This is a genomic window from Paenarthrobacter sp. PAE-2, from assembly GCF_026013155.1.
Taxonomy (GTDB): Bacteria; Actinomycetota; Actinomycetes; order Actinomycetales; family Micrococcaceae; genus Arthrobacter; species Arthrobacter ureafaciens.
Map to the genome: position 1 here is coordinate 1 of NZ_JAPDNV010000049.1, position 22,014 is coordinate 22,014.

The window sequence follows — 22,014 nt, forward strand, 5'->3', positions numbered from 1 at the left end:
GGAGGCAAAACCCCCATCAGCCGCGTTCACAACCTCCGTGGGAATTACACCTAGGAGAAGCGGCCCGGACGGAACGTGGCCAGCATCGGGTGCTTCCGGCCCGTCAGGATCTCCCCGGAGAGCAACTCGCCGGCGATCAGCCCCAGCGTCGCCCCCGAGTGCGTGAACGCAACAAAGCAGCCGGGCACCTGTCCCAGTTCGCCGAACACCGGCTCGCCGTCGCCCGGGATCGGCTTGTAGCCGATCTTCCACGACGCAGGCTTCAACTCCGGGTTGCCGTCGATCAGCTTGGACGATTCATCCGCCAGTTCCTGGACGATGTCATCCGGGATGGTGAAGGAACCGTCGGCGTGCTCGGTAATGTGCTCCTCGTACCAGTCATGGTCCAGCGCGAACGTCCGGCCGGGGTTGGGGCGCACGGCGGCACGGGGGGTGTTCATCACGGCGGTCACTCGGTGCTCCACCGGTTTGGTGACAACCAGCATGGACACGGGCGAACCATTGGGGATTTTCACCCCGAGGGGCTTCACCACGCCGGGAGTAGCCGCGCCGCACGCCACGAGGACCGCGTCCGCTGCGTACGTGGCACCGCCGGAGGTTTCGACGCCGGTGGCCTTGCCGCCGTCGACCGTCACCGAAACCTTGCCCGCGTTAAGGACCAGCCGGCCGCTCAAGGCGTGGAATTCCTCCATGAGGAAATTCACCAGGTCCGGGAGGCTGACCCATCCCTCACCGGGGTTGAAGATGGCGTTCTCGGGAACGGCGCCGGAATCGATGCCCGGGGTGACCTTGGCGATGTCTTCCGGTGCCAGGAGCTTCGAGTCGTAGCCGATCGATTCCTCGTAGGCGTGGCGTGCCTTGGTTGCTTCTTTTTGACCGGCAGCGTTCCACATGAGGCCCCCGCCAAACTGCAACCATTCACGGGTGGGATCGCTCGCGAACAGGGAGCGGTAGCGGTCCACGCCGGCCACGCGCAGCTGGTGGTACGGCGTTGAGCGCTCGCCGGCCGAATTGAGCCAGGACAATGAGCGTCCGGTGGCTTCGCTGGCCAGGCCCTGCTCGGTCAACAGGGTGACCGAAGCGCCCCCGCGGAGCAGGTGGACAGCGGTGGAAACACCCAGGATGCCGCCTCCGATGACGGCAACGTGCTTGGTGGAGGACATGGTTCTCCCTTTCATCTCAAGGTTGGAAAACTTGCGGGGTCAGGCGTAGGCGTGGATTGACTCGATGACCCGCAGGGTCTCAAGTGCTTCAGCAGCCTGGACAGGCAGTGGGCCGCGGCCGCGCAGCGGAGCGGCGAGTTCTGAATAGAACCGCGGGTAGCTGCCCTTTTCGGGCGGAACAGGCACGGCGGAGCCGTCCACTCCCAGAAGCCCCCAGGACTCCTGGGGTTCGCTTCCGTAGGAAGGGTCCGACGGCGTGACGCCCGCTGCCAGGGCAGGTTCCTGGCCGTCCAGTCCCCACTTGGTGTACCCGGCCTTTGAGCCAATCACATGGAAGCGGGGACCAACCTGGGCGGCCATGCCGTTCATCCATAGCCGGGAACGGACGCCCGATTCGTGACGCAGGGACACAAAAGCTTCAGTGTCGGCGGCCTCTGGGTGCTGGCCGTGGTTGGCCGTTTCGCCGTAGCTCTCCGCAACGGGGCCGAACAGCTGGATGGCTTGGTCGATCAGGTGCGCGCCGAGGTCATGGAGGATTCCACCGCCTTCTGCCAGCGTTGCCGAGTCACGCCAATTGCCGAAGCCTTCCGGGCGCCACCACTCGAACCGGGACTCAAAAGTGCGGACTTCTCCGAGGGCCCCCTCGTTCAGCAGCTTCCGCAGCGTCAGGAAGTCGGCGTCCCACCGGCGGTTCTGGAAGACCGTCAGCTGCACTCCGGCGTCGGACGCCCGTGCCAGCAGCTCCTCGCCGTGGGCGGCTGTGGTGACAAATGGCTTGTCCACCACCAGGTTGAGCCCGTGCGCGATTGCCGTAGCCCCCAGTTCCATATGGGTCAGTGGCGGGGTTCCGAGGACCACCAGGTCCAGCTGCCCGGACAAGGCGAACAATTCCTCAACCGTCCCGACGATCCGTGCTTCCGGGTAGAGCCGTGCTGCCTCGGCAGCGCGCCGGGGATCCGCCGTCACGATCACATCCAGCGAGTAGGCAGGGTCCGCCGCAATCAGCGGTGCGTGGAAAACCTTGCCGGAGACGCCAAACCCGACGACGGCGGTGCGAATAGGTGCGTTGGTCGCGGCGCCCATCACAGGACTTCCGAAAGGAACCGCTGCAGGCGTTCGCTGCGCGGATTGTCGAACAGTTCAGTGGGCGGGCCCATCTCCACAACTTCTCCTTCGTCCATGAACACCACTTGGTCCGCAACCTTGCGGGCGAAGTTCATCTCATGGGTGACCACCAGCATGGTCATACCGCGTCGTCCAAGTCCGGCCATCAGGTTCAGGACGCCTTTGACCAGCTCCGGGTCCAGGGCGCTGGTAGCTTCGTCGAAAAGCATCACCTCGGGTTCCATGGCCAACGCGCGGGCAATCGCGACGCGTTGCTGCTGGCCGCCGGAAAGGTCCCTCGGGCGGTGGTCCGCACGTTCAGCCAGGCCTACTTCCGCAAGCCGGCGCCGCGCCCGTTCCCTGGCCTCCGCCTTGGACATGCCCTTGACGCTCCAGAGCGCCAAGGCCACGTTGTCCAGCGCCGTGTGGTCAGGAAAAAGGTTGAAGTGCTGGAACACCATGCCGATCCTGGCACGGAGAATGTCCGGTTTGACCTGCAGAGCGCTTTCTCCGGCCAAGAGGACATCGCCGCTCTTTGGCTCATGCAGGCGGTTCACGCCCCGCAGGAGGGTGGACTTGCCGGAGCCGGAGGGGCCGATGATGCAGGTGGTGGTTCCCGGCGCGACCGTGAGGCTGACATCGCGGAGGACGTCCACATCGCCGTAGGCCATGGTCAGGCTTCGCAGTTCCAGGCTGGAACCGTTGAACTTTTCGATGTCCGGCGCGGTGGTGGTGCTTTTGCTGGTGCCGGCGCTGGTGCTGCTGGTGAGGTTCACGTGTTGCTCCCGGAGATGAGCGGCGAAGCCGCGTCGAGTTCCTTGACTTCCTTCAGGCCACTGGTCGGGGCTGTGGGACGACGGCGGCCGGTCCGGAACTTGTTGTCGAAGTAGTTGACGAGGTGGGTCAGCGGCACGGTGATCACCAAGTAGAAGATGCCTGCCATGACCAGTGGTGAGAGATTGCCGGACAGCACTGCGGCGTCCTGGCCAACCCTGAACAGTTCGCGCTCGCTGACCAGCAGCCCCAGGAAGTACACCAGGGAGGAGTCCTTCACAATGGCGATGAACTGGTTCACCAAGGCAGGGAGTACGCGGCGCACACCTTGCGGCACCACAACCAAGGCCATGGACTTGCTGTAGCTCATGCCCAGGGCCCGGCAGGCTTCGCCCTGGCCCTTGTCCACGCTCAGGATGCCGGCGCGGAAGATTTCTCCGATGTAGGCACTGGCGATGAGGCTCAGGGCGATGATGCCCAGGGGGTAAGGGGAGGGCCCGAAGACCGATTGGCTCAAACGGGCGAATCCCTGCCCGATCAGGAGGATGGTGAGGATGGCGGGCAGGCCGCGGAACAAGTCGGTGTAGATCCGTGCGGGAATGCGGAGCCACTTTGAGCGTGAGATGCCCATGACGGCCACCACCATGCCCATCACGACGCCAAGGATGGTGGCTGCGATGGAGATGATGAGGGTGTTGAGGAGGCCAACTCCGAGGAGTTGGGGCAGTACTTCGACCATGGCGTTGAAGTCGAAGAACGTGCGGCTGATGGTATTGAGCCAATCCATTGAATGCTCTCAGACGGTAGTTGGATTTGTGTTTCTGCCGGGCGGGCCGCCGGTAGGGTGCCTGGTGGCGGCCCGCCCTGTTGGATTACTTGCTGCTGGCAGCTGGGGAGGGGCTGGAAGTCTGCTCTGCCGTGGGCAGGTACTGCTCCGGCATGGGAGATCCCGGGAACCACTTCTGGTAGAGCTTCTTCCACGTGCCGTCTTCCATGGCCTCGGCGAGCCCCTTGTTCAGCGCTTCCTTGAACTCCGGCTTGTTCTTGGCGATCGCGAAGCCGGCAGGGGCATCGAAGGAAGGGATATCCGCGGCGCTGACCAGGCCAAATTGGTCCTGGTAGGACTTGGCGGCTTCGTAGTCCAGGAAGTGCGCGTCCACTGCTCCGCTGTTCACTGCCGAGATGGCCGTGTTGTTGTCGGGGAAGCGGACCAGCTGCGAGGACGTGAAGTTCTTCACCGCGTAGGCTTCCTGGAGCGTTCCCTGGACTACGCCGAGGCGCTTGCCGTTGAGCCCGTCAACGTCCTTGATGCCCGAGGTCTTGGTGGTGATGACCGTGAGGTAGCCGGCCAGGTAGCCCTCGGAGAAATCGACCGTTTCCTTGCGCTTGTCGGTAATGCCGATTGCTGCGACCCCGACGTCGAATTGGCCGTTGGCGACGGCGGCGAGCAGCCCGGAGAAGTCCTGTCCGGTGAAGACTACATTGTCCACTCCGGCGCGGTGTGCGACGTCCTTGAAGAGTTCAACATCGAACCCCGTGAAGTTTCCGGAGCTGTCCGTGAAGGTGTACGGCTTGGAGTCGCCAAGGCTTGCGACCCGGATGGTGCCGGGTTCGATCAGGCCGTAGGGGTTGTCGGCGGAGGGGGAGCTCCCCGCGGAGGAGCCTCCGCAGCCGGAGAGGGCAATGACGGCCGCCATTGCTGCGGCTGCGAACGCAGCGGGGCGGAACTTCAGTTTGATCACAGCGTGTCCAATCGTGGGAGGGATGCGGTGCTGTCGGGGGCAGCCGGGAGATCTTGCTCGATGTTGAGTCTTGTTGAGTCCGGTCTCACCGCTTAGGATTGAGACCGGACTCACATCGTTTGAACGAATGTAGCGGAACTCACAAAGCCGCGTCAACACCCCCGTGAAAGGTGAACATGAGCACTGAAGGATCCCGACGGCGGGACGTAACGGTTGCCGACGTCGCCAAGGCCGCGCAAGTGTCCAAAGCACAAGCAGCGCGTGCTTTGGGGAACTACGGGGCCGTCAGCGATGACGTCCGGGAGCGCGTCCTCGCAGCTGCCGAAGAGCTCGGCTACCGTCCCAACGAGTTGGCCCGGAGCATGAACACGGGACGCTCGAACACCCTTGGGGTGGTGGTAGGCGACATCGAAAACCCGCACTTCGGCCTCGCCACCCGCGGCATCACGGACACGGCAAAAAAGAGTGGGTACAACGTCATCCTCATCAACACCGACGAGGAGAAGCAGGCTGAAGTGGATGCCGTCCGTGTACTGCTGGACAAGCGCGTGGACGGATTGATCGTCGCGCCCGCTTCCTCCACGGATTTTCCGCACCTCCGGGAGGTCCAGGAGTCCGGGCGTCCGCTGGTCCTCCTGGACAGGGCGGCGGAGGGGTTGGAGGTTGAGACGTTTGCCGTGGACATGGGCCCGGTTTCCTATGAGTCCACCAAGGAACTCATCGGGCTCGGCCACCTGCGGATAGCGTTCGTTTCCACCTTGAAATCGGAGCAGCCCTACCACGAGGGAATGGTGCTGGAGTCTTCGCAGATCTCGGACCGCGTGGACGGTATGCACCGCGCGTTCCAGGAACAGGGTCTTCCTTTTCCCGCTGACCTGGTCCGCCTCAACGCCGGGGACGCCGGGTCCATCAAGGCCGTTGCCCGCGAACTTGTCACCGGTCCGGACCCCGCCACGGCCATCATCGCCTCGGACGGCCTGATCGCGCTCAGTGTTGTTGAAGCAATCCAGGAATCAGCCCTCCGGATTCCGGATGACATCTCCTTCATCATGTACGACGACTTCGCCTGGACCCGGCTCATCTCTCCGCCGCTCACAGTCATTGCCCAGCCGGTGTATGAGATGGGCAGGGCTGCTGCCTCGGCGCTGATCCGGAAAATCGAGGGGAGGCCCGCGGCGGCAGCCGGCCCCGAGCTGCACCCGCGGCTCATCCGGCGCGGATCAGTTGGAGCTCCCCGAACGGCATTGGAGGGGACACTGTCCCTCAGCTGAACGGGCAGCGCCATCGGTGTGGAAGCAGCTTTACTTCCACACCGACGGCTTTGTCAGCGGACTTCTTTGTTACCGGGTTTCCTGGTTGCTGGACTCGAGGTCCTCAAGGGTCTTGCCCTTCGTATCGGCGGAGAGCATCGTGGCGACGGCGGCAACAGCGCAGATGCCCAGTGTGGTCAATCCGATGACCATGGGGATGTTGTTGGAACCCGGAGGGGCGATTGCGGTGAAGAGGCTCGGGAAGAACGAGGCAATCATGAGGCCGATGTTCTGGGAGACCGCAAAACCCGTCACACGGATCCGCATGGGGAACTGCTCCTGGAAGAACGTGGCGAACGTGCCGTTCCACATTTGGAAGAAGATGCCCTGGACAATGACAACGCAAACGAAGACCAGCGGCAGACTGCCCAGCTGGATCGCATACAGGTAGCCCATGGTGAGCAAGCCGCCCGCGAGTCCGCCGGCAACCATGAGGGTCCGGCGCCCGATGCGGTCGGACAGTGCGCCGAAGAGCGGAATGGTGACGACGGCGGCGATGTTGGCGGCCATGGTGACCCACAGGAACTCGCTGCTGGAGAACCCGATGCCGTAGCCCTTTTGCGTCGCGTAGGAGACGCCGAAGATGAGGGTTGCCATGCCGATCACGTTGGTAAAGGTCATCGCGACGCATCGGACCAGCACCCACGGGTGCGTGCGGAGCAGGTCAACCAGCGGGAAGCGGCGCTTGGCTGTCGCGTCGCCTGACTGGGCCACGTAGGCGGGGGGCTCCTGCACGCGACGGCGAATGACATAGCCTGCCACGATCACTAAGGCGCTCAGAAGGAACGGCAGGCGCCAACCCCAGGAGTGGAACTGTTCTTCGGGGAGCAAGGCAGCCAGCGGAATCAGGACTGCCGTGGCAAGGATGGAGCCCACCTGGGTGCCTTGGAGGCTGAAGCTGGCGAAGAAGCCGCGTTTCCCATCAGGGGAGTGCTCCACAATCATGGCGCTTGCGCCGCCGAGTTCGCCGGCTACCGCGAAGCCCTGAATGAGGCGCAGGATCACCAGCAGCAGCGGCGCAAGGAGTCCAACCTGTCCATAGGTGGGAAGCAGGCCCACGGCGAAGGTCGCGAAGCCCATGAGCAGCATGGCGAAGACCAAAACCTTCTTGCGCCCGTGCTTGTCGCCATAAGCGCCCAGAACTACGGCTCCGAGCGGCCGTGAAACATAGCCGACGGCGTAGGTGGCAAGGGAGGCGATGATGCCCACGGTCGGGTTCTCAGTGGGGAAGAAGATGGTGGGGAAGAGGAGTGTGGCTGCCAGGGAGTATAAGGCGAAGTCGTAGTACTCCAGCGCGCTTCCGATCCAACCGCTCATCGCGGCCTTCTTGGGATCTTTCCGACCCTGGGTGGTGTCGATCGGGGTGTCTCCCGGGGTGGGAATTGTTTCCCTTCGGTGCATGACGCTCACGTGGATCTCCTTAGTCGTCATTGGCAAGGATGCTGCGGTTGAATCGATTCATAAATCATAGTTCGTGATCTGCGTTACGTCAAAAGGTGGACTCCCGACAGCCGGCGCCCCGGATTCCGTGTAACCTCGTTAAACCGGATAAACCTTGATTCGCGAAATACACGGCTAGCTAGGAAAGTGGACATGAATCCGCGAAGCGTTTTTCAGGACGATTGGTTCGACCTCGGTGACCAGAAGGTGACGGGAGCGCACGCAGTGGCTTCCCTTCGTGACCTTCAGCGCGCCATTAACGAATGGCGTCGTCGCAATCGCTCGCAGAGCGGCGTCGGAGATACGGACATCGTTGCCCTCCAGATCATCTTTGACGCCGAAAAGGACGGGCTGGCTGTTAGCCCCCGCGACTTGACTGAGCGTCTGGGCATTACCTCTGCAGCCACCACTATGCTGATCGACCGGCTCGAATCCTCGGGCCACATTCGACGCGAAAGGCATCCGAGTGATCGTCGTTCGGTCATTCTGCGTCCCGTTTCCCTCGCTCTTGAGCCGTACCCCGCACTTGCTGCATTGAGCGATCTCATTTCGGCCGAGGCCGACGCCCTGTCTCCGGATGAGGCGGAGGCGGTTGCATCCTTCCTCGCCAGGCTCGCTGATGGGGTGGGCAAGCTCGGCGTTCCGGAGCTTCGTAAGTCCTGAATGGACATGCCGCCCAAAAAGCAATATAACTAGTTTATCGAGTTACTTTGCAGATTAGCGAGATTGGGTGGTTGTTATGACAGCAGTACTGCATGGCCCCGGTGCGAACGAACGCCCAATGAATGAAGGTGACGCCGTGGACGGCGTCATCGAACTGGTTTCCCTGGCGGAGCAAGCTGCCGAGGTGGAAACGTTGACGGAATCTTCGGAAGCTGGGCAGGCACTGCTGGCAAGTCAGGCCCCGGCGGCCGGGCGGGGGCCCATGCACTGTGGAGCCGCAATGTCCCTCTCGGTGTCGCCCGGGCCCGTCGCGAGCGGTCGCACCAATGGTGAGGTCTGGCCGGCTTGGGCGTGCTCCTGCGGTTTCCGGATGGACGCGGAGGCCAGTGATTTCGTGGGCAGCGTCTGGACGGCTGCCGCCCTCGTGGAGTCGCTGCAATGGGAGATGGACTCTGCAAAGGAGTCATTGGGGCACGCTATCCGGCAGGCCATGCTGGCCGGAGTCCAAGGTCGTGACCTGCAGCTGGCTGCGGGTTTGAGCGAGCCCGATCTCGAGGAATTCCTGGGTTAGCAAGTCGCCGCAGAGAAACCCACTTATCCAATGGCGAATTTAGATCGTTGCTTCTAGGATCATTGCTGTGGAAACCGACGAGCAGAATGAAGATTTCCAACGCCTTCATCAGTTGATTGACGGCAAGGAAGACCTCAAGGGTTTCTTGAATGGAACCACCATGTACGCTGCGCGGGCCCTAACGCGGGCCACTGGGGTGCAGGTTGAGTGTGCGGTGACGCTGCACCGCCGGAAGCGGGCGGCAACAATAGCCGGCAGTAGTGATGACGCCATCCTGCTTGACGGGATTGAACAGAGACTCGACGACGGCCCGTGCATGGAAGCTTTGAGGACTGGCGTCCCGGTAGTAATCAGCGACGCGGCCCCTGAAACTCGATGGCCGGAGTACGCCCGAAACCTGACTGTCGCCGGTGCACGCAGTGCGCTCGGCGTGCCCATGGAACTGGGCGATGACGCCTCCGCAGGACTCAACTTCTTCTCCGACGTTGCCGGCCTCTTTACGGAGGGGGTCATCGAAGAGGCGGTAACTTTCGCTGATATGGCGGGCCAAGCCTTGAGGTTGGCGCTGCGTATAGCTACAGCGGATCTTTTGGCGAAGGATTTGAAGGCGGCCATGGAGCGCAGGACGGTCATCGACCTCGCGACGGGCATCGTCATGTCACAGAACCGGTGTTCGCAGGAAGAAGCCTTTGCGGTGATGCTGCGGGCGTCCCAGAACCGCAACCAAAAGCTTCATGATGTTGCCCGCGACATGCTCCGCAGTCTCGCGGGCAACATCGATGAAGCGAGGACGCACTTTGATGACTAGTGCTGCACCAGCCCGGCAAGCACATTCTTAGGCCGCTGCATCTCGCCGTGCTTGGCACCTAGCACGATGACCCAGCCCGCAAAAGCGGGGATGGCCCACTGGAGTGCTTTCAATTGTTTTTGGGCTGCCTTCAGCTCGTCTGATGCATCCGGCCGCGGCTCGGTTGCGCCCCGGGCGCCCTCGTCAGCCAGCTTGTCAACCTTCTTGCCGAGGATGCCCGCGTAAAGGGTGACTGCGGCGCCGGCTACGGTGACCGCGGTCTTGAGGACCGTGTCCCCCGCTACGCTGTCCTGCTTGGCGATCCGTCCCTTGTTCTCCCAGGCAATCGCGAGGTCGGACATCAGGTGTGCGGAGAAGGCCGCGGTCTGGATGGGCGCCCACTTCATCCAGCCCCTGCTGGACAGGCGTGTCCGTTCGGCCGGATCGGTGGCCTCGGCGGCAGCGCCGTTCAAGCCAATGGCGCCCATGAGGGATCCTCCGAACCATGCCGCCGCTGTTAGATCATGAATCGAGCGGGCCAAGAGATTTCCTGCCATGATGACCGTCCTTGCTTCATTGGGAAAGATTCGGGTGTGCCGATCAACAGCACGCCAACATAGTAAGCAGACTTAGTACTTCCTTTCCAGTCCCTGAGTCGGTTCCGTAAGGCAGCCCCTCGCGTCGCCCCGAGCAGATCAGATTCCCATCAGCCGCTGCATCTGCGCTCCTGCGTCGCTCCCCGGCGCCGGCGTGTAGACGACGATGTGCAGGTCGGGCCTGTCCGACGGCGAGACCTGGTGGTGCTCCATGTGCAGGACGCCAACGGCGGGGTGGTGAAACTGGCGCTCGCGGGATTCGAAGCCCAGGATGTCGTACCGGTCCCAGCTCTCTTGGAACTCCGGGCTGGCTTCCTTGAGCCGGCTCACTTGGTACGCGACATCCGGATCGCCCAGGCGTTGCCCCGTTTCAGCCCTGAATTCTGCCAGGAACCGCTTGCTGGTGACGTCCCAATCGGGGAGAAGATCGCGGATGAAAGGGTCGGTGAAGACCAGCCACAGCAGGTTCCGGTCCGAGGCGTCAAAGGTGCCGATATTGGGATACAGCGCCTCGTACGCCCGATTCCAGCCGGCAATTCCCCAATCCGGGGACAAAGCGTAGGAGGGGTTGGGGTCCAATGCGTCCAAAAGGCGCTGCACATGGGCGGGAGCGTCGGCCGCGACGGGTCCCTTTGGCAGTGCAGAAGAATACCCGCCCAGGGAAAGCACGTAGCTGAGTCCAGTGTTGGAGAGATGAAGGGCCCTCGCAATGGATTCAAGAACCTGCCGCGAGGGACTGATGTCCCGGCCCTGCTCCAGCCACGTGTACCAAGTGACGCTGACGCCGGAGAGGAACGCGATCTCTTCCCGTCGAAGGCCGCGCTCGCGGGAACGCCCCACCGGCGGCAGCCCGTAGTCCGAACGAAGGGCTTGGTTTCGGCGGGTCCTGAGGAAGAGCCCCAGTTCCTTGCGCCTCTCATCTTTCACGAACTCAACACTATTACTATGGTACTTTCACTACTAGTAGCAGCACCGTCTTCCGCCGATCCCGGAACAGCACAAGGATGGTAGACATGCCTGCACTTCGTTCAAAGACAGTTACCCATGGCCGCAACATGGCTGGAGCCCGCGCACTGCTGCGTGCCTCCGGCGTCGCCAACTCGGATATCGGAAAGCCGATCATCGCCGTGGCCAACTCCTTCACTGAGTTCGTTCCGGGTCACACCCACCTCGCCCCCGTGGGCCGCATCGTCTCCGATGCGATCCTCGCCGCCGGCGCAGTGCCCCGCGAATTCAACACCATCGCCGTGGACGACGGCATCGCGATGGGCCACTCAGGCATGCTCTACTCCCTGCCGTCCCGCGACCTGATTGCCGACTCCGTGGAGTACATGGTCAACGCGCACTGCGCCGACGCCCTGGTCTGTATCTCCAACTGCGACAAAATCACCCCGGGTATGCTCATGGCAGCATTGCGCCTGAACATTCCTGTTGTCTTTGTGTCCGGTGGCCCCATGGAGGCCGGCCGCGTGACCCTGACTGACGGTTCCGTGCGCTCCCTGGACCTGGTGAACGCCATTGCCGACGCCGTTGATGAGTCCATCTCCGACGAAGACATCAACCTCATCGAGGAAAACGCCTGCCCCACGTGCGGCTCCTGCTCCGGTATGTTCACGGCCAACTCCATGAACTGCCTCGCCGAGGCAATCGGGCTTGCCTTGCCCGGCAACGGCTCCGTGCTCGCCACCCACACGGCCCGCAAAGCCCTTTACGAGAAGGCCGGCGCCACGATCGTCGAGCTCGTGAAGCGCTATTACGACGGCGACGACGACTCTGTACTGCCGCGCAACATCGCCACCGCCGAGGCTTTTGACAACGCCATGGCCCTGGATATCTCCATGGGCGGCTCCACCAACACCATCCTCCACCTGCTGGCCGCAGCCCAGGAAGCGGGCGTGGACTACGGCTTGGCCGAGATGGACGCCAAGTCCCGCCAGGTGCCTTGCCTTGCCAAGGTGGCCCCGAACGTTGCCGGGAACAAGACCTACTACATGGAAGACGTCCACCGGGCCGGCGGCATCCCCGCCCTGCTGGGTGAGCTGAACCGCGGCGGTCTCCTGCACAAGAACGTGCACTCCGTACACTCCGCAGACCTGGATGGCTGGCTGGATGACTGGGACATCCGCGGCGGCAAGGCCACCGAGGAGGCAAAGGCGCTGTGGCACGCGGCGCCCGGTGGCGTACGCTCCTCCACGGCGTTCTCGCAGTCGAACGAATGGACTTCCCTGGACACTGACGCCGAGGATGGCTGCATCCGCTCCGTGGAACACGCCTACTCCAAGGACGGCGGCCTGGCTGTGCTGCGCGGCAACATTGCCGTGGACGGCGCCGTCGTGAAGACCGCCGGCGTGGACGAGTCCATCTGGAAGTTCGAAGGGCCGGCAATTGTCTGCGAGTCCCAGGACGAAGCAGTAGAGATGATCCTGAACAAGACGGTCAAGGAAGGCGACGTGGTGGTCATCCGCTACGAAGGCCCCCGCGGCGGTCCGGGCATGCAGGAAATGCTGTACCCGACGTCGTTCCTCAAGGGCCGTGGCCTCGGCAAGAAGTGCGCCCTCATCACCGACGGACGTTTCTCGGGTGGCACGTCCGGGCTGTCGATCGGTCACATCTCCCCGGAAGCCGCTTCCGGCGGCGACATCGCCTTGGTCGAGAACGGTGACATCATCAGCATCGACATCACGCAGCGCTCTTTGCAGCTGCAGGTGTCCGAGGAGATCCTCGCCGAACGCCGCGAGAAGCTGCTGGTCAACGGAGGCTTCAAGCCCAAGAACCGGGACCGCCAGGTATCCCCGGCCCTGCGCGCCTATGCCGCGATGGCCCTGTCTGCGGACAAGGGCGCAGTGCGCGATGTCTCGCTGGTGGAAAACCTCTAGCGGAATACCCACGCCGCCCCACCCGTTGGCACTAAACATGAAAGCAATCACCTACAGCAAGTACGGAAATCCGGATGTCCTCGAGCTGACGGAACAGCCACAACCGAAGGTCGGGCCGGGAATGGTCCTGGTCAAGGTCAAGACAGCTTCGGTCAATCCCGTGGACTGGAAGATCATGGCCGGTTACCTCGACGGTGTAATGGACCTCCAGTTTCCGGCGATTCCGGGGTGGGACGTAGCGGGCATCGTCGAGTCGGTGGGAATTGATTCGCGGAAGTTCGCTCCGGGAGATGAAGTGATTGCGTACGGCCGGAAGGATTTTGTTCACGGCGGCAGTTTCGCCGAGTATATTGCCCTGCCGGAGCGGCTCTTGGCCCGCAAGCCGAAGTCCCTGGACTGGAACGAGTCTGCGGGGCTTCCGCTGGCCGGGTTGACGGCGTTCCAGGTGTTGCGGCGCTTGGAAGTGAAGGCCGGGGAGACCGTCCTGATCCACGGCGGCTCCGGTGGCGTTGGTTCCTTGGGCATCCAGATCGCCGACTCCTGGGGTGCCAAGGTCATCGCTACTGCGTCGGAGAAGAACCACGGGTTCCTGCGGTCCTTGGGTGCGGAGCCGGTGGCTTACGGTGAAGGACTTGCCGCGCGGGTCCGGGCGCTGAGCCCGGACGGGGTGGACGTCGTTGCTGATTTCGCGGGTGGAAACCTCGATGCGACTCTGCAGGTATTGGCCGACGGCGGACGTCACGCCTCGATCGCGGACAGCGACGTTGAGGAGCACGGCGGCACGTGGATGTGGGTAAGCCCTGTCGGTGCCGACCTGCAGGAACTGGCCGACTTGGTTGATGACAAAAAGTTCCGCGTCGAGGTGGCCAAGGTTTTCCCCTTGGCAGAGGCCGCGGATGCTTTCAGGCTGAACATGGAAGGCCACACCCGCGGCAAGATCGTGCTTTCAGTGGACTGAAAGCTTTCCGTGGCCTGATTGCGGACCGTTTTCGCAGGGTCCGGGTGTTTTGACTGCTGCAGGGCTGGGTACGGGACAAGGTAAGCCGTACCCAGCCCAGGCTGCAGCAAGGGAGAACCAATGTCAGGCGCCAACCCGGATCCGTACGAAGAGAACATCACAGGCCTGGAGCCCGGCGGGGGAGTTCCTCCGGGAGAAACCCCGCCCGGGGAAGCATCCACTGCCGGACCGCAGGGGCACGAAGAGCACGGAACCAAAAAATCCACGCAAGTCTTCTGGATTGCCGTGATCGGCGTCGTGGTCCTGATGTCCTTGCTCTACTTCATCGGCTACATCGTGGGGTTCTTTGACTGATTGGATCGCCCGCGCTCAGATTGGATTCCCGAACTCCTTGATGGTGATGCCGGAGAACGTCGCCGGGCCGCCGTCGGCGTAGAAGGATATGCCCGTGTCGCCGTCGTCAAAGTGCACTTGTTGCGACAAGACCGTGTGGCCGGCATTGACGAACACCTCCACGCTTTGGGTATCCACGAAGATGCGCAGATGTACAGACTTCGCGTTTGCATCGATCGGGGCGGCCGCCCGGGTGTAGGGGACCAGCGAATAGCCGGCCAGGTCGGATGGAGCCCGGTCAACATATAGGTCCCCGCCGTACTTTCCGATGTTGGTGTGCCGGGATCCGTCGGCGGACCGCCCCACTGACACTCCGACGTTCGCGGCGGTGTCCCACGCAATGTCCAGCTCCAGCTCGTAGGCGCGCCCGTTCCACGGCACCACGAAGCTGCCGTTGACGGTGTGGTCCGGAATGCTCGTAGTGCCGGTAACGTAGCTGCTCAGGGAAGAGACGGGACTGCTAAGGAGGGAGTACCAGCCTCCACCCTGGCGTTCCAAAGTAAGCTCCCGGGTGATGGAGTTCTGGCCGTTGTAGCCGTCAGTGACGTCCGTGGGAACATCGCGCGCGGCGTACTTCCAGTTGTTCATCCATGCTGTGGCGAGCCGTTTGGTTTCCGGTGCATCCAAGGATGGCCAGGTCACCGCCGCGTACCAGTCCCAGCCCCAGTCCAGCCACTGCGGGGTCAGGTCGTCCGCCAGGAATTCCGTTCCGTTCCAGTTGCCGGTCCAATATGCATAGGTCATGGGCAGCCCGATGCTGTAGGCGTCCATACTGGCCGCGAAAATCCAATGCCGGGTGCCGTCGTCGGCGGTCATCTCGAAGAGGTCCGGACATTCGATGCCCCCAAGCGCGTGGTTCGGGTAGTCGAAGTTGGACCGCCACTGCCAATCACGGAGATTCGCCGAGGTGTAGAACGCGGCGTACCGTGCCCGGCCAATCACGCATACCCATTCCCCGCGCGCGGCATCCCAGTGGATCTTTGGATCACGGAACCATTCGGCGTTTTCGATCTCCGCCGCAGTGACGGCCGTCCGGCCGTCGGTGTTGACGATCACGGGATCCTGCAGGGAAGTGAACGTATACCCGCCGTCGACCGACCAGTAGAGGTACTGCTCCTGGTACTTGCGGATGCCGTCGGTTGGCTTGGTAGCCAGTACGACGACGGCTCCCGCACCAAAGCCTGCCGTGTTGGCTGAGTCGATCACGGCTGAACCGGACCACACGGGAAAATTCGGCGTCAGCGGGAGCACGGTTCCGTGATGGGTGAACGAAACACCATCAGTGGTGGTCGCGTGGTCCCAGCCACCCGGGCCGTTGTTGATGTCCGAGTGCAGGTAGTAGAGCTGGTAGGCGCCGTTGGTGTAGACGGGTCTTTGCGGATCGCACAGCCATCCTGAGGGCGGCGTCATGTGGTAAACGGCCCGCAACGACCGTGAAGCGTGCGAAGCTCCAGCGGCAGAGCCGGACATCAGGAGCGCCAAAGCGCCGGCACCGGTTCCTTGCAGGACTGCCCGTCGTGAGAATTCGAGGGTCATGAAGTGGTTCCTCTCAAGCATTCATTGGTTGAGACCGCGGCGGTGGCTGCCCAAAGACGGCAGCGGGAAGCGTCAAGGACGCGGCGGATGGAAGGGACACTAACGTCATTCGTGATGGGTGGTCAAGCGTTTTAGCTCATTTATTATTTTCTTGCTAAAACGCTTGACCAATAGAGCTCCGCAGAGCTACCTTCATCGTGATCAAACGCTTTAGCAGAATGTAGGTCAGCGCAGATGAAACGCTCAGTGTTCTTCCAACCCGAAGGTGCATGGGTAGGGGACCTTATCCCTTTCGAGAAAGACGGAGAGTTCTGGCTCTTCTACCTCCACGAGGAGCGGGCTACCCCCAAACCGGGTACGTCCTGGCACCTGGTCACCACCAAGGACCTCACCCAGTTCGAGTATCACGGTGCTGCGCTGCAGCACGGCAGCACGCAGGAGCCGGACTTCAACGCCTACACGGGCAGCGTGGTGGTTGACGACGACGGCACCCACCACCTCTTCTACACAGGCCAGAACCCGCATCGGCTGGGTCCGGACGGGCTGCCGCTCCAGCTGGTCATGCGCGCAACCAGCAGCGACGGGATGCGCACCTGGACCAAGCACCCGGAGGATACATTCGGCGCTCCGGAAGGGTACGAATCCGGCGATTGGCGCGATCCCTTCGTCTTCCGGGACGACTCCGACCCGGCACAACCCGTATGGCGCATGCTGATCGCCGCCCGTCACGCAACCGGTCCGGACCGCCGTCGTGGAGTGATTGCCCAGTGCGTTTCCACAGATCTGGTGACCTGGGAGTACACCGATCCGTTCTGGGATCCACGACGCTACATCACCCACGAATGCCCGGACGTCTTCCAGTGGGGTGACTGGTGGTACCTGGTGTACTCCGAGTTCTCGGAGTCCTTCACCACCCGGTACCGCATGGCCAAGAGCCCGGACGGGCCCTGGGAAGTTCCGGCCTTGGACAGCATCGATGGCCGTGCGTTCTACGCCTCCAAGAGCGCTTGCCGTGACGGCCGCCGCTTCTTCTTTGGGTGGATCGCCAGCAAGGAAGGAAACCGCGACGACGGTCCGTGGCAGTGGGCGGGCACCATGTCCGTCCTGGAAGCCCGCCAAAACCCGGACGGGACGCTCGGCTTCGGATTCGCCGATGAACTGGTGGACAGTTTCTGGGAAGAAGTCCCCGTATCGCTGGCCGAGGCACTGCCGACTGAATTGCGTGCGCCTGACAGCTACTCCGCGATCATTTCCGCGGAGGACCTGCCCTCCCGTTTCTACGCCAAAGCAGTCCTGGACATCGCCCCCGACACCACCGAATGCGGGCTACTGCTCCGTTCCAGCGACGACGGCGACGCGTCCTATGTTCTCCGGCTGGAGCCGCGGCGCGGGCGCCTCGTCTTCGACCGCTGGCCGCGTGAGGTGACCGGCGACGCGCAGTGGCACGTCTCCGGCGACGTCCCTTACGAACTCGAGCTGGAACGGCCCTGCCACCTGGCCCCGGGCGAGCACACGCTCGAGGTGATAGTCGACGGCGACCTGTGCGTCGCCGTCGTCGACCGCCAGGTTGCGCTGAGCGCAAGAATCTATGACCGCCCCAGCGGACGCATCGGAATTTTTGCCGGTGAAGGTTCCGCCACCGTCGTCGAATTCGACGTCCGCCAACGCACTGACAACTGATTCACATCTCCGTCCCATACCCAACGAGTCAAGGGAGACAAATCCCCATGAAGAAGCTATTCCGCGCAGCAGCGGTCGCTGCTGCAGCAGCTCTGGCACTGACGGCCTGCGCAGGGGGAGGCAGCGCCGGCAACCCCACCGACGTGAGCCCCACCGGCGAGGTCAAACCCCGCGAAATCTCCTGGCTGCTGTCCAGGCCCGCCGACGGCGCAGTCATCAACATCATGAAGAAGCTGGCCGATGACTACGCCAAGGACCACCCCGGGTTCTCTTTGAACCTCATCACCACCCCGGACCGCCCTTCCTACATCCAAAAACTCGAGACCCTTGCGGCAGCCAACAAGCTTCCGGAACTGTTTGACACCGATGCCACCCCGTTCGCGCAGCAGTTGGCCAAGCAGGGCAAGATGCTGGACGCAGACAAACTGCTCAAATCCCTGGACCTCTACGACGACTACCGTCCGGGAGCCTTGGACTACCAACGCTTCGACGACGGTTCGCTGTACATGATTCCGTTCCAGTTCGAGCTCGAATTCTTCTGGTACAACAAAGCCCTGCTGGAGAAAGCAGGAGTTACCGTCCCGAAGTCGCTCGACGACTTTCCGGCCATGTGTACGGCACTGCGGAACGCAGGCATCACCCCGATCGCGATTGACGGGCAGGACCAGTGGCCGCTGGAGAGGTACGTGGCCTACCAGCCCTTCCGGGAGGCCGGCCCCGACTTCGTGCAGAAGCTCAAGAAGGGCGAAGCCAAGTTCAGCGATCCTGCCGGGCAGAAGGCAGTGAACTGGATGTCCGGGCTGGGCAAGGCCAAATGCTTCCAGGACGGCTTCTCAGCCCAAGGCTACTCAGACGCGCAAAACCAGTTCACGTCCGGGCAGGCGGCCATGTACAACATCGGCACGTGGGAGCTTCCCAGCCTGGCGACCGACAAACTGAACCCCGCCGTGCGGAACGACATCGACTTCTTCACGCTGCCCACCACCGCGAATTCCGTGACGGCCGCCAATGAGTATGTTTCCCCCTCCGGCATCGGCATGGCCGTGAACTCCAAGACCTACGATCCGCTGGTCAGCGACTTCCTGAAATTTGCGCTGCAGAAGTACCCGGCGGAATACGCAGCCACCGGCGCACTGTCACCCACCACCAACGTGGAAACCACCGTCCCGGCCAACGCCACGCCGTTGTACAAGAAGGCCTTGGACGCTGCCAGTGACCTGGGGTCGAAGCAGGCCATGCCGTGGGACACGCAGCTGGACCCCACCACCAACGGAAGGCTCCAGCAGGAACTCGTCCTCCTGGTGCAAGGGAACATCACGCCCGAGCAGTTCACCAGCACCATGGACCAGACCATCGCGCAGAACGCGCCGAAGTTCTTCAAATAGGCAGTTCTGCACATAGATCCCAGCGGCGGGGGACCGGCCGGTTCCCCGCCCGAAAGGCCACACCATGCTTCCCAACAGGTCCAAGACCTCAGTCCTGGTCTTCCTGCTTCCGCCGCTGCTTCTTTACGGCGCGGCAGTGCTCTTCCCGATCCTCCAGTCCCTGTTCCTGAGCTTCTTCTCCTGGAACGGCATCAGCGACATGGAGTTCGTGGGTCTCGAAAACTACATCCGTATGCTGACAGCGGACGATATTTTCTGGCGGTCCTTCGGGAACGCACTGATCTACCTGGCCATCTGCCTGGTGCTCCAGCTCGGCGGAGCGCTGGTAGTGGCGAGCCTGCTGCTGTCACTGACGCGGGGCAGGGAACTCATCAAGACCCTCTACCTTCTCCCTGCCGTCATCTCCACCGTGGCCATCGCCTTCCTCTTTGTCCGTATCTACTCGATCGATCCGGTCGGCCTGCTTAATCAGCTGTTGCACTGGATCGGGCTGGGCAGCCTGGAAAAAGCATGGTTGTCCGACGTGAACACCGTCCTGGCCGCAGTTTCTGCGCCGGAAGGGTGGCGGTTCACGGGCCTCTACATGCTGATTATCTACGCTGCCTTGATTGCGGTCCCCAAGGAGCTCGAGGAAGCTGCAGTCCTGGACGGGGCCTCGCGGTGGACGCTCTTCACCAAGATCCGCTTCCCGTACATCCGACCGGTGTGGATCACCACCACCATCATGGCCACCACGTACGGGCTGCGCGGCTTCGACATTCCCTACCTCATGACCAACGGCGGTCCCGGCCAATCGTCCGAGCTGCTCACCACCTACATGTACAAGACCGCCTTCACCAGTACCGACTTCGGCTACGCCAGCACCATCTCTGTGTTCATCGTGATCGAGTGCCTGGTGGCCGTCGGCCTCATTCTGTTCATGCTCAAGCGGAAGGCTGACTCATGATCGCCCAGACAGCACCTGCCTCCCGACCGACGGCCACCAAACCGCCGTCGCCGGTTCCAACACGACGGCGGCGCAAGCCGAACCTGTACCGGACGCTCTCCCGGGTGCTGATCATGCTGATCGTGATCGTCCAGGTCTACCCACTGGCCTGGCTGTTCCTTACCAGCCTGCGGACCGAGCACGACTTTGCGACGGGCGATCCGTTCGCCTTGCCGGGCGCGCTGACGTGGGACAACTATGCCCGGGCGTTCCAGACCGGGGACCTCGGCAGGAACATCCTCAACAGCTTCATCGTGACCATGGGCGCCAACGTGCTGATCGTCCTCTTCGGCATGATGGCCGCCTATGCCATCCAGGTCCTCGGATTCAGGTTCAGCAGGTTCGTCCGCGGCCTGTTCCTGATCGGCATCATCGTCCCGGTACAGATCGCTTTGGTCCCGTTGTTTATTGATTACTCAGCGGTGAACCTGCTGGATACGTACCAGTCGATGATCATTCCGCTGGCCGGGTTCGCCCTGCCGATGTCCATTTACCTCTTTTCCTCCTTCTTCGAATACATCCCGCGCGAAACCTATGAGGCTGCGTCCCTGGACGGCGCCGGGCCGTACCGGATCTTCGGCCTCATCACGTTGCCGCTGTCCTTGAACACGGTGGTTACGGTGGTGCTGGTCAACAGCATCTTCATTTGGAACGACTTCATCTTCGCCAACACGTTCGTCCTCTCCGAAGAGCTGAAGACCATCCCGCTCGGTCTGCAGAATTACATCGGCGCCATGGGCAAGGTGGACTGGACCGCCACCTTCGCCGCTGTCTGCGTCACCATCACGCCGCTGCTCCTGGTGTTCCTCGTCCTGAACAAAGCCATGATCCAAGGCTTGGAGAGCGGGGCGAACAAAGGATGACGCCTGCAACGCATGGATATACTCCTGATGGAGGGCAGATGATTTCGCAGGAGAAAGATCCAGGCACGCCGGCAACCCACGACGCTCCTGTCGGAACCAGCCGCGCACATCCGGTGACCCTCCGCGAAGTGGCAGAAGCTGCAGGCGTTTCCACCGCCACGGTCTCCCTGGTCATCAATAAAAAGAAGAACGCCCGCATCGCGGAGGAAACCCGGGAACGCGTCAAAACGGCCATCCGCGCCCTTGGTTACCGCCCCAACGCCATGGCCAAGACCCTGGTGAGCGGAACCTCGAAGTTCATCGGACTGGTGGCCGATGGTGTCGCCACCACGCCCTTCGCCGGCCAAATCATCCACGGAGCACAGGACGAGGCCTGGAAACACGGTTACGCCCTGTTGATTGCCAACACCGAGGGCAACCTCGACCTCGAGAACGACGCCATCAACATGATGCTGGAGTACAAGGTCCGCGGCATCCTGTACTCCACCTGGTTCCACCGGACCACCGACATTCCGGAGACGCTCCGCGAAGCAGACTTCGTGCTGGTCAACTGCTTCTCGCCACTGCCCGGCGCGGCACGGGCAGTGGTGCCTGACGAAGCCCAGGGCGGACAAACGGCCACCGAAATCCTCATCCGTGGTGGCCACCGGCGCATCGCCTTCATCAACGCCACCACTCCGGCCCCGGCCAGGGACGGGCGGTTGAAGGGCTACCGGGCTGCGTTGGAAGCGGCCGGAATCGCGTTCGATCCTGACCTCGTCCTTGAGGCGTACCCCGACCAGGAAGGCGGCTACGGCGCCACGGCGGAACTGCTGAAACGCGGCGTCACTGCCGTCTACTGCTACAACGACCGCATGGCCATGGGTCTCTACGACGGCCTCCGGGAGCAAGGACTGTCCATTCCGGAGGACATCGCCGTAGTGGGCTTCGACAACCAGGAAGTCATCGCCGCCCACCTCCGGCCACCGCTCTCCACCGTATCCTTGCCGCATTATGAACTTGGCGCGGCGGGCGTGCGGCTCCTGCTCGGCCTGGATGAAGCGCCGGTGGACTCAGCCCTCAAAATCGAATGCCCTGCGATCGAACGCGCCTCGGTGGCCGTGCCGTCGAAGGCTTAGTCCCTCAAGCCCCAGGTTCTCAACGCGCGACGGCGGCTGGTCACCCCAAGGTGACCAGCCGCCGTCGCGC

At 62.7% G+C, this 22,014-nt stretch carries 21 protein-coding genes; 12 read left to right on the plus strand and 9 right to left on the minus strand.

The genetic code is table 11. The annotated features are described in order from the left end of the window. Positions 1-50: 50 nt before the first annotated feature. The 5 genes from OCL88_RS18985 to OCL88_RS19005 all read right to left on the minus strand — a co-directional run bounded on the left by OCL88_RS18985 (position 51) and on the right by OCL88_RS19005 (position 4,738). Positions 51-1,163 carry an NAD(P)/FAD-dependent oxidoreductase gene (locus OCL88_RS18985; RefSeq protein ID WP_264963546.1) on the minus strand — a complete coding sequence of 371 codons (1,113 nt, stop codon included), beginning with the start codon at positions 1,161-1,163 and terminating at the stop codon, positions 51-53. 39 nt (positions 1,164-1,202) lie between these two features. Beyond that, the gene (locus tag OCL88_RS18990) at positions 1,203-2,246 is read right to left on the minus strand and encodes a Gfo/Idh/MocA family oxidoreductase (protein WP_264963547.1); all 1,044 of its coding nucleotides are present in this window, start codon (positions 2,244-2,246) and stop codon (positions 1,203-1,205) included. Further along, entirely contained in the window at positions 2,246-3,043 is a 798-nt protein-coding gene (locus OCL88_RS18995) for an amino acid ABC transporter ATP-binding protein (protein ID WP_319951668.1), read from the minus strand. The genes OCL88_RS18990 and OCL88_RS18995 overlap by 1 nt, the downstream gene beginning before the upstream one ends. After that, positions 3,040-3,828, minus strand: coding sequence for an amino acid ABC transporter permease (locus OCL88_RS19000; protein ID WP_021471708.1), 789 nt, complete (start codon positions 3,826-3,828; stop codon positions 3,040-3,042). Before OCL88_RS19000 ends, OCL88_RS18995 begins: the two co-directional genes overlap by 4 nt. A gap of 85 nt (positions 3,829-3,913) precedes the next feature. Further along, entirely contained in the window at positions 3,914-4,738 is an 825-nt protein-coding gene (locus OCL88_RS19005; protein WP_264963562.1) for an ABC transporter substrate-binding protein, read from the minus strand. Positions 4,739-4,959: 221 nt separating this feature from the next. Here OCL88_RS19005 and OCL88_RS19010 point away from each other — a divergent pair, with 221 nt between their 5' ends. Then, complete coding sequence (locus tag OCL88_RS19010; protein WP_264963548.1) at positions 4,960-6,054, plus strand: LacI family DNA-binding transcriptional regulator; 1,095 nt, start codon at positions 4,960-4,962, stop codon at positions 6,052-6,054. 69 nt (positions 6,055-6,123) lie between these two features. Here the strand turns inward: OCL88_RS19010 and OCL88_RS19015 are convergent, their stop codons facing one another. Beyond that, the gene (locus OCL88_RS19015) at positions 6,124-7,503 is read right to left on the minus strand and encodes an MFS transporter (RefSeq protein ID WP_410868398.1); all 1,380 of its coding nucleotides are present in this window, start codon (positions 7,501-7,503) and stop codon (positions 6,124-6,126) included. A 183-nt stretch (positions 7,504-7,686) separates the two neighbouring features. Between OCL88_RS19015 and OCL88_RS19020 the strand changes: the two genes are divergently transcribed. The 3 genes from OCL88_RS19020 to OCL88_RS19030 all read left to right on the plus strand — a co-directional run bounded on the left by OCL88_RS19020 (position 7,687) and on the right by OCL88_RS19030 (position 9,575). Beyond that, positions 7,687-8,196, plus strand: coding sequence for a MarR family winged helix-turn-helix transcriptional regulator (locus OCL88_RS19020; RefSeq protein ID WP_264963549.1), 510 nt, complete (start codon positions 7,687-7,689; stop codon positions 8,194-8,196). Positions 8,197-8,314: 118 nt separating this feature from the next. After that, the gene (locus OCL88_RS19025; protein ID WP_264963550.1) at positions 8,315-8,767 is read left to right on the plus strand and encodes a hypothetical protein; all 453 of its coding nucleotides are present in this window, start codon (positions 8,315-8,317) and stop codon (positions 8,765-8,767) included. Between the two features lie 67 nt (positions 8,768-8,834). Beyond that, positions 8,835-9,575 carry a GAF and ANTAR domain-containing protein gene (locus OCL88_RS19030; RefSeq protein ID WP_264963551.1) on the plus strand — a complete coding sequence of 247 codons (741 nt, stop codon included), beginning with the start codon at positions 8,835-8,837 and terminating at the stop codon, positions 9,573-9,575. Here OCL88_RS19030 and OCL88_RS19035 read toward each other — a convergent pair. Further along, on the minus strand, positions 9,572-10,111 hold the full coding sequence (locus OCL88_RS19035) for a hypothetical protein (protein ID WP_264963552.1): 540 nt from the start codon (positions 10,109-10,111) through the stop codon (positions 9,572-9,574). The two genes, OCL88_RS19030 and OCL88_RS19035, sit on opposite strands and share 4 nt — an antisense overlap. A gap of 138 nt (positions 10,112-10,249) precedes the next feature. After that, positions 10,250-11,077 carry a helix-turn-helix transcriptional regulator gene (locus tag OCL88_RS19040; protein ID WP_264963553.1) on the minus strand — a complete coding sequence of 276 codons (828 nt, stop codon included), beginning with the start codon at positions 11,075-11,077 and terminating at the stop codon, positions 10,250-10,252. 86 nt (positions 11,078-11,163) lie between these two features. Between OCL88_RS19040 and ilvD the strand changes: the two genes are divergently transcribed. The 3 genes from ilvD to OCL88_RS19055 all read left to right on the plus strand — a co-directional run bounded on the left by ilvD (position 11,164) and on the right by OCL88_RS19055 (position 14,338). Beyond that, on the plus strand, positions 11,164-13,026 hold the full coding sequence (gene ilvD / locus OCL88_RS19045) for a dihydroxy-acid dehydratase (RefSeq protein ID WP_264963554.1): 1,863 nt from the start codon (positions 11,164-11,166) through the stop codon (positions 13,024-13,026). A gap of 37 nt (positions 13,027-13,063) precedes the next feature. Then, the gene (locus OCL88_RS19050) at positions 13,064-13,984 is read left to right on the plus strand and encodes an NADP-dependent oxidoreductase (RefSeq protein WP_264963555.1); all 921 of its coding nucleotides are present in this window, start codon (positions 13,064-13,066) and stop codon (positions 13,982-13,984) included. A gap of 120 nt (positions 13,985-14,104) precedes the next feature. Continuing rightward, entirely contained in the window at positions 14,105-14,338 is a 234-nt protein-coding gene (locus tag OCL88_RS19055; protein WP_264963556.1) for a DUF6480 family protein, read from the plus strand. Positions 14,339-14,353: 15 nt separating this feature from the next. Here the strand turns inward: OCL88_RS19055 and OCL88_RS19060 are convergent, their stop codons facing one another. Beyond that, a complete protein-coding gene (locus OCL88_RS19060) occupies positions 14,354-15,913 on the minus strand; it encodes a glycoside hydrolase family 32 protein (RefSeq protein ID WP_264963557.1) in 1,560 nt (519 codons plus the stop codon). A 234-nt stretch (positions 15,914-16,147) separates the two neighbouring features. Here OCL88_RS19060 and OCL88_RS19065 point away from each other — a divergent pair, with 234 nt between their 5' ends. The 5 genes from OCL88_RS19065 (at position 16,148) to OCL88_RS19085 (ending at position 21,944) form a co-directional block, all read left to right on the plus strand. Further along, positions 16,148-17,593, plus strand: coding sequence for a GH32 C-terminal domain-containing protein (locus OCL88_RS19065; protein WP_264963558.1), 1,446 nt, complete (start codon positions 16,148-16,150; stop codon positions 17,591-17,593). A gap of 47 nt (positions 17,594-17,640) precedes the next feature. Further along, positions 17,641-18,978, plus strand: coding sequence for an ABC transporter substrate-binding protein (locus OCL88_RS19070; RefSeq protein WP_264963559.1), 1,338 nt, complete (start codon positions 17,641-17,643; stop codon positions 18,976-18,978). 64 nt (positions 18,979-19,042) lie between these two features. Then, on the plus strand, positions 19,043-19,924 hold the full coding sequence (locus tag OCL88_RS19075; protein ID WP_021471692.1) for a carbohydrate ABC transporter permease: 882 nt from the start codon (positions 19,043-19,045) through the stop codon (positions 19,922-19,924). After that, positions 19,921-20,826, plus strand: a complete 906-nt coding sequence (locus OCL88_RS19080; protein ID WP_166186963.1) for a carbohydrate ABC transporter permease — start codon at positions 19,921-19,923, stop codon at positions 20,824-20,826. Before OCL88_RS19075 ends, OCL88_RS19080 begins: the two co-directional genes overlap by 4 nt. A gap of 38 nt (positions 20,827-20,864) precedes the next feature. Then, positions 20,865-21,944: a LacI family DNA-binding transcriptional regulator gene (locus tag OCL88_RS19085; RefSeq protein ID WP_264963560.1), complete on the plus strand. Its 1,080-nt coding sequence runs from the start codon at positions 20,865-20,867 to the stop codon at positions 21,942-21,944. Positions 21,945-22,014 lie beyond the last annotated feature (70 nt).

What these genes read in the sequence shown, in the direction of transcription:
- ilvD (WP_264963554.1), top strand. Translation starts at nt 11,164, where the DNA reads ATGCCTGCACTTCGTTCAAAGACAGTTACCCATGGCCGCAACATGGCT.
- OCL88_RS19010 (WP_264963548.1), top strand. Translation starts at nt 4,960, where the DNA reads ATGAGCACTGAAGGATCCCGACGGCGGGACGTAACGGTTGCCGACGTC.
- OCL88_RS19050 (WP_264963555.1), top strand. Translation starts at nt 13,064, where the DNA reads ATGAAAGCAATCACCTACAGCAAGTACGGAAATCCGGATGTCCTCGAG.
- OCL88_RS19060 (WP_264963557.1), bottom strand. Translation starts at nt 15,913, where the DNA reads ATGACCCTCGAATTCTCACGACGGGCAGTCCTGCAAGGAACCGGTGCC.
- OCL88_RS19070 (WP_264963559.1), top strand. Translation starts at nt 17,641, where the DNA reads ATGAAGAAGCTATTCCGCGCAGCAGCGGTCGCTGCTGCAGCAGCTCTG.
- OCL88_RS19055 (WP_264963556.1), top strand. Translation starts at nt 14,105, where the DNA reads ATGTCAGGCGCCAACCCGGATCCGTACGAAGAGAACATCACAGGCCTG.
- OCL88_RS18990 (WP_264963547.1), bottom strand. Translation starts at nt 2,246, where the DNA reads ATGGGCGCCGCGACCAACGCACCTATTCGCACCGCCGTCGTCGGGTTT.
- OCL88_RS18985 (WP_264963546.1), bottom strand. Translation starts at nt 1,163, where the DNA reads ATGTCCTCCACCAAGCACGTTGCCGTCATCGGAGGCGGCATCCTGGGT.
- OCL88_RS19065 (WP_264963558.1), top strand. Translation starts at nt 16,148, where the DNA reads ATGAAACGCTCAGTGTTCTTCCAACCCGAAGGTGCATGGGTAGGGGAC.
- OCL88_RS19035 (WP_264963552.1), bottom strand. Translation starts at nt 10,111, where the DNA reads ATGGCAGGAAATCTCTTGGCCCGCTCGATTCATGATCTAACAGCGGCG.
- OCL88_RS19020 (WP_264963549.1), top strand. Translation starts at nt 7,687, where the DNA reads ATGAATCCGCGAAGCGTTTTTCAGGACGATTGGTTCGACCTCGGTGAC.
- OCL88_RS19085 (WP_264963560.1), top strand. Translation starts at nt 20,865, where the DNA reads ATGATTTCGCAGGAGAAAGATCCAGGCACGCCGGCAACCCACGACGCT.
- OCL88_RS19080 (WP_166186963.1), top strand. Translation starts at nt 19,921, where the DNA reads ATGATCGCCCAGACAGCACCTGCCTCCCGACCGACGGCCACCAAACCG.
- OCL88_RS19000 (WP_021471708.1), bottom strand. Translation starts at nt 3,828, where the DNA reads ATGGATTGGCTCAATACCATCAGCCGCACGTTCTTCGACTTCAACGCC.
- OCL88_RS19005 (WP_264963562.1), bottom strand. Translation starts at nt 4,738, where the DNA reads ATGGCGGCCGTCATTGCCCTCTCCGGCTGCGGAGGCTCCTCCGCGGGG.
- OCL88_RS19025 (WP_264963550.1), top strand. Translation starts at nt 8,315, where the DNA reads ATGAATGAAGGTGACGCCGTGGACGGCGTCATCGAACTGGTTTCCCTG.
- OCL88_RS19075 (WP_021471692.1), top strand. Translation starts at nt 19,043, where the DNA reads ATGCTTCCCAACAGGTCCAAGACCTCAGTCCTGGTCTTCCTGCTTCCG.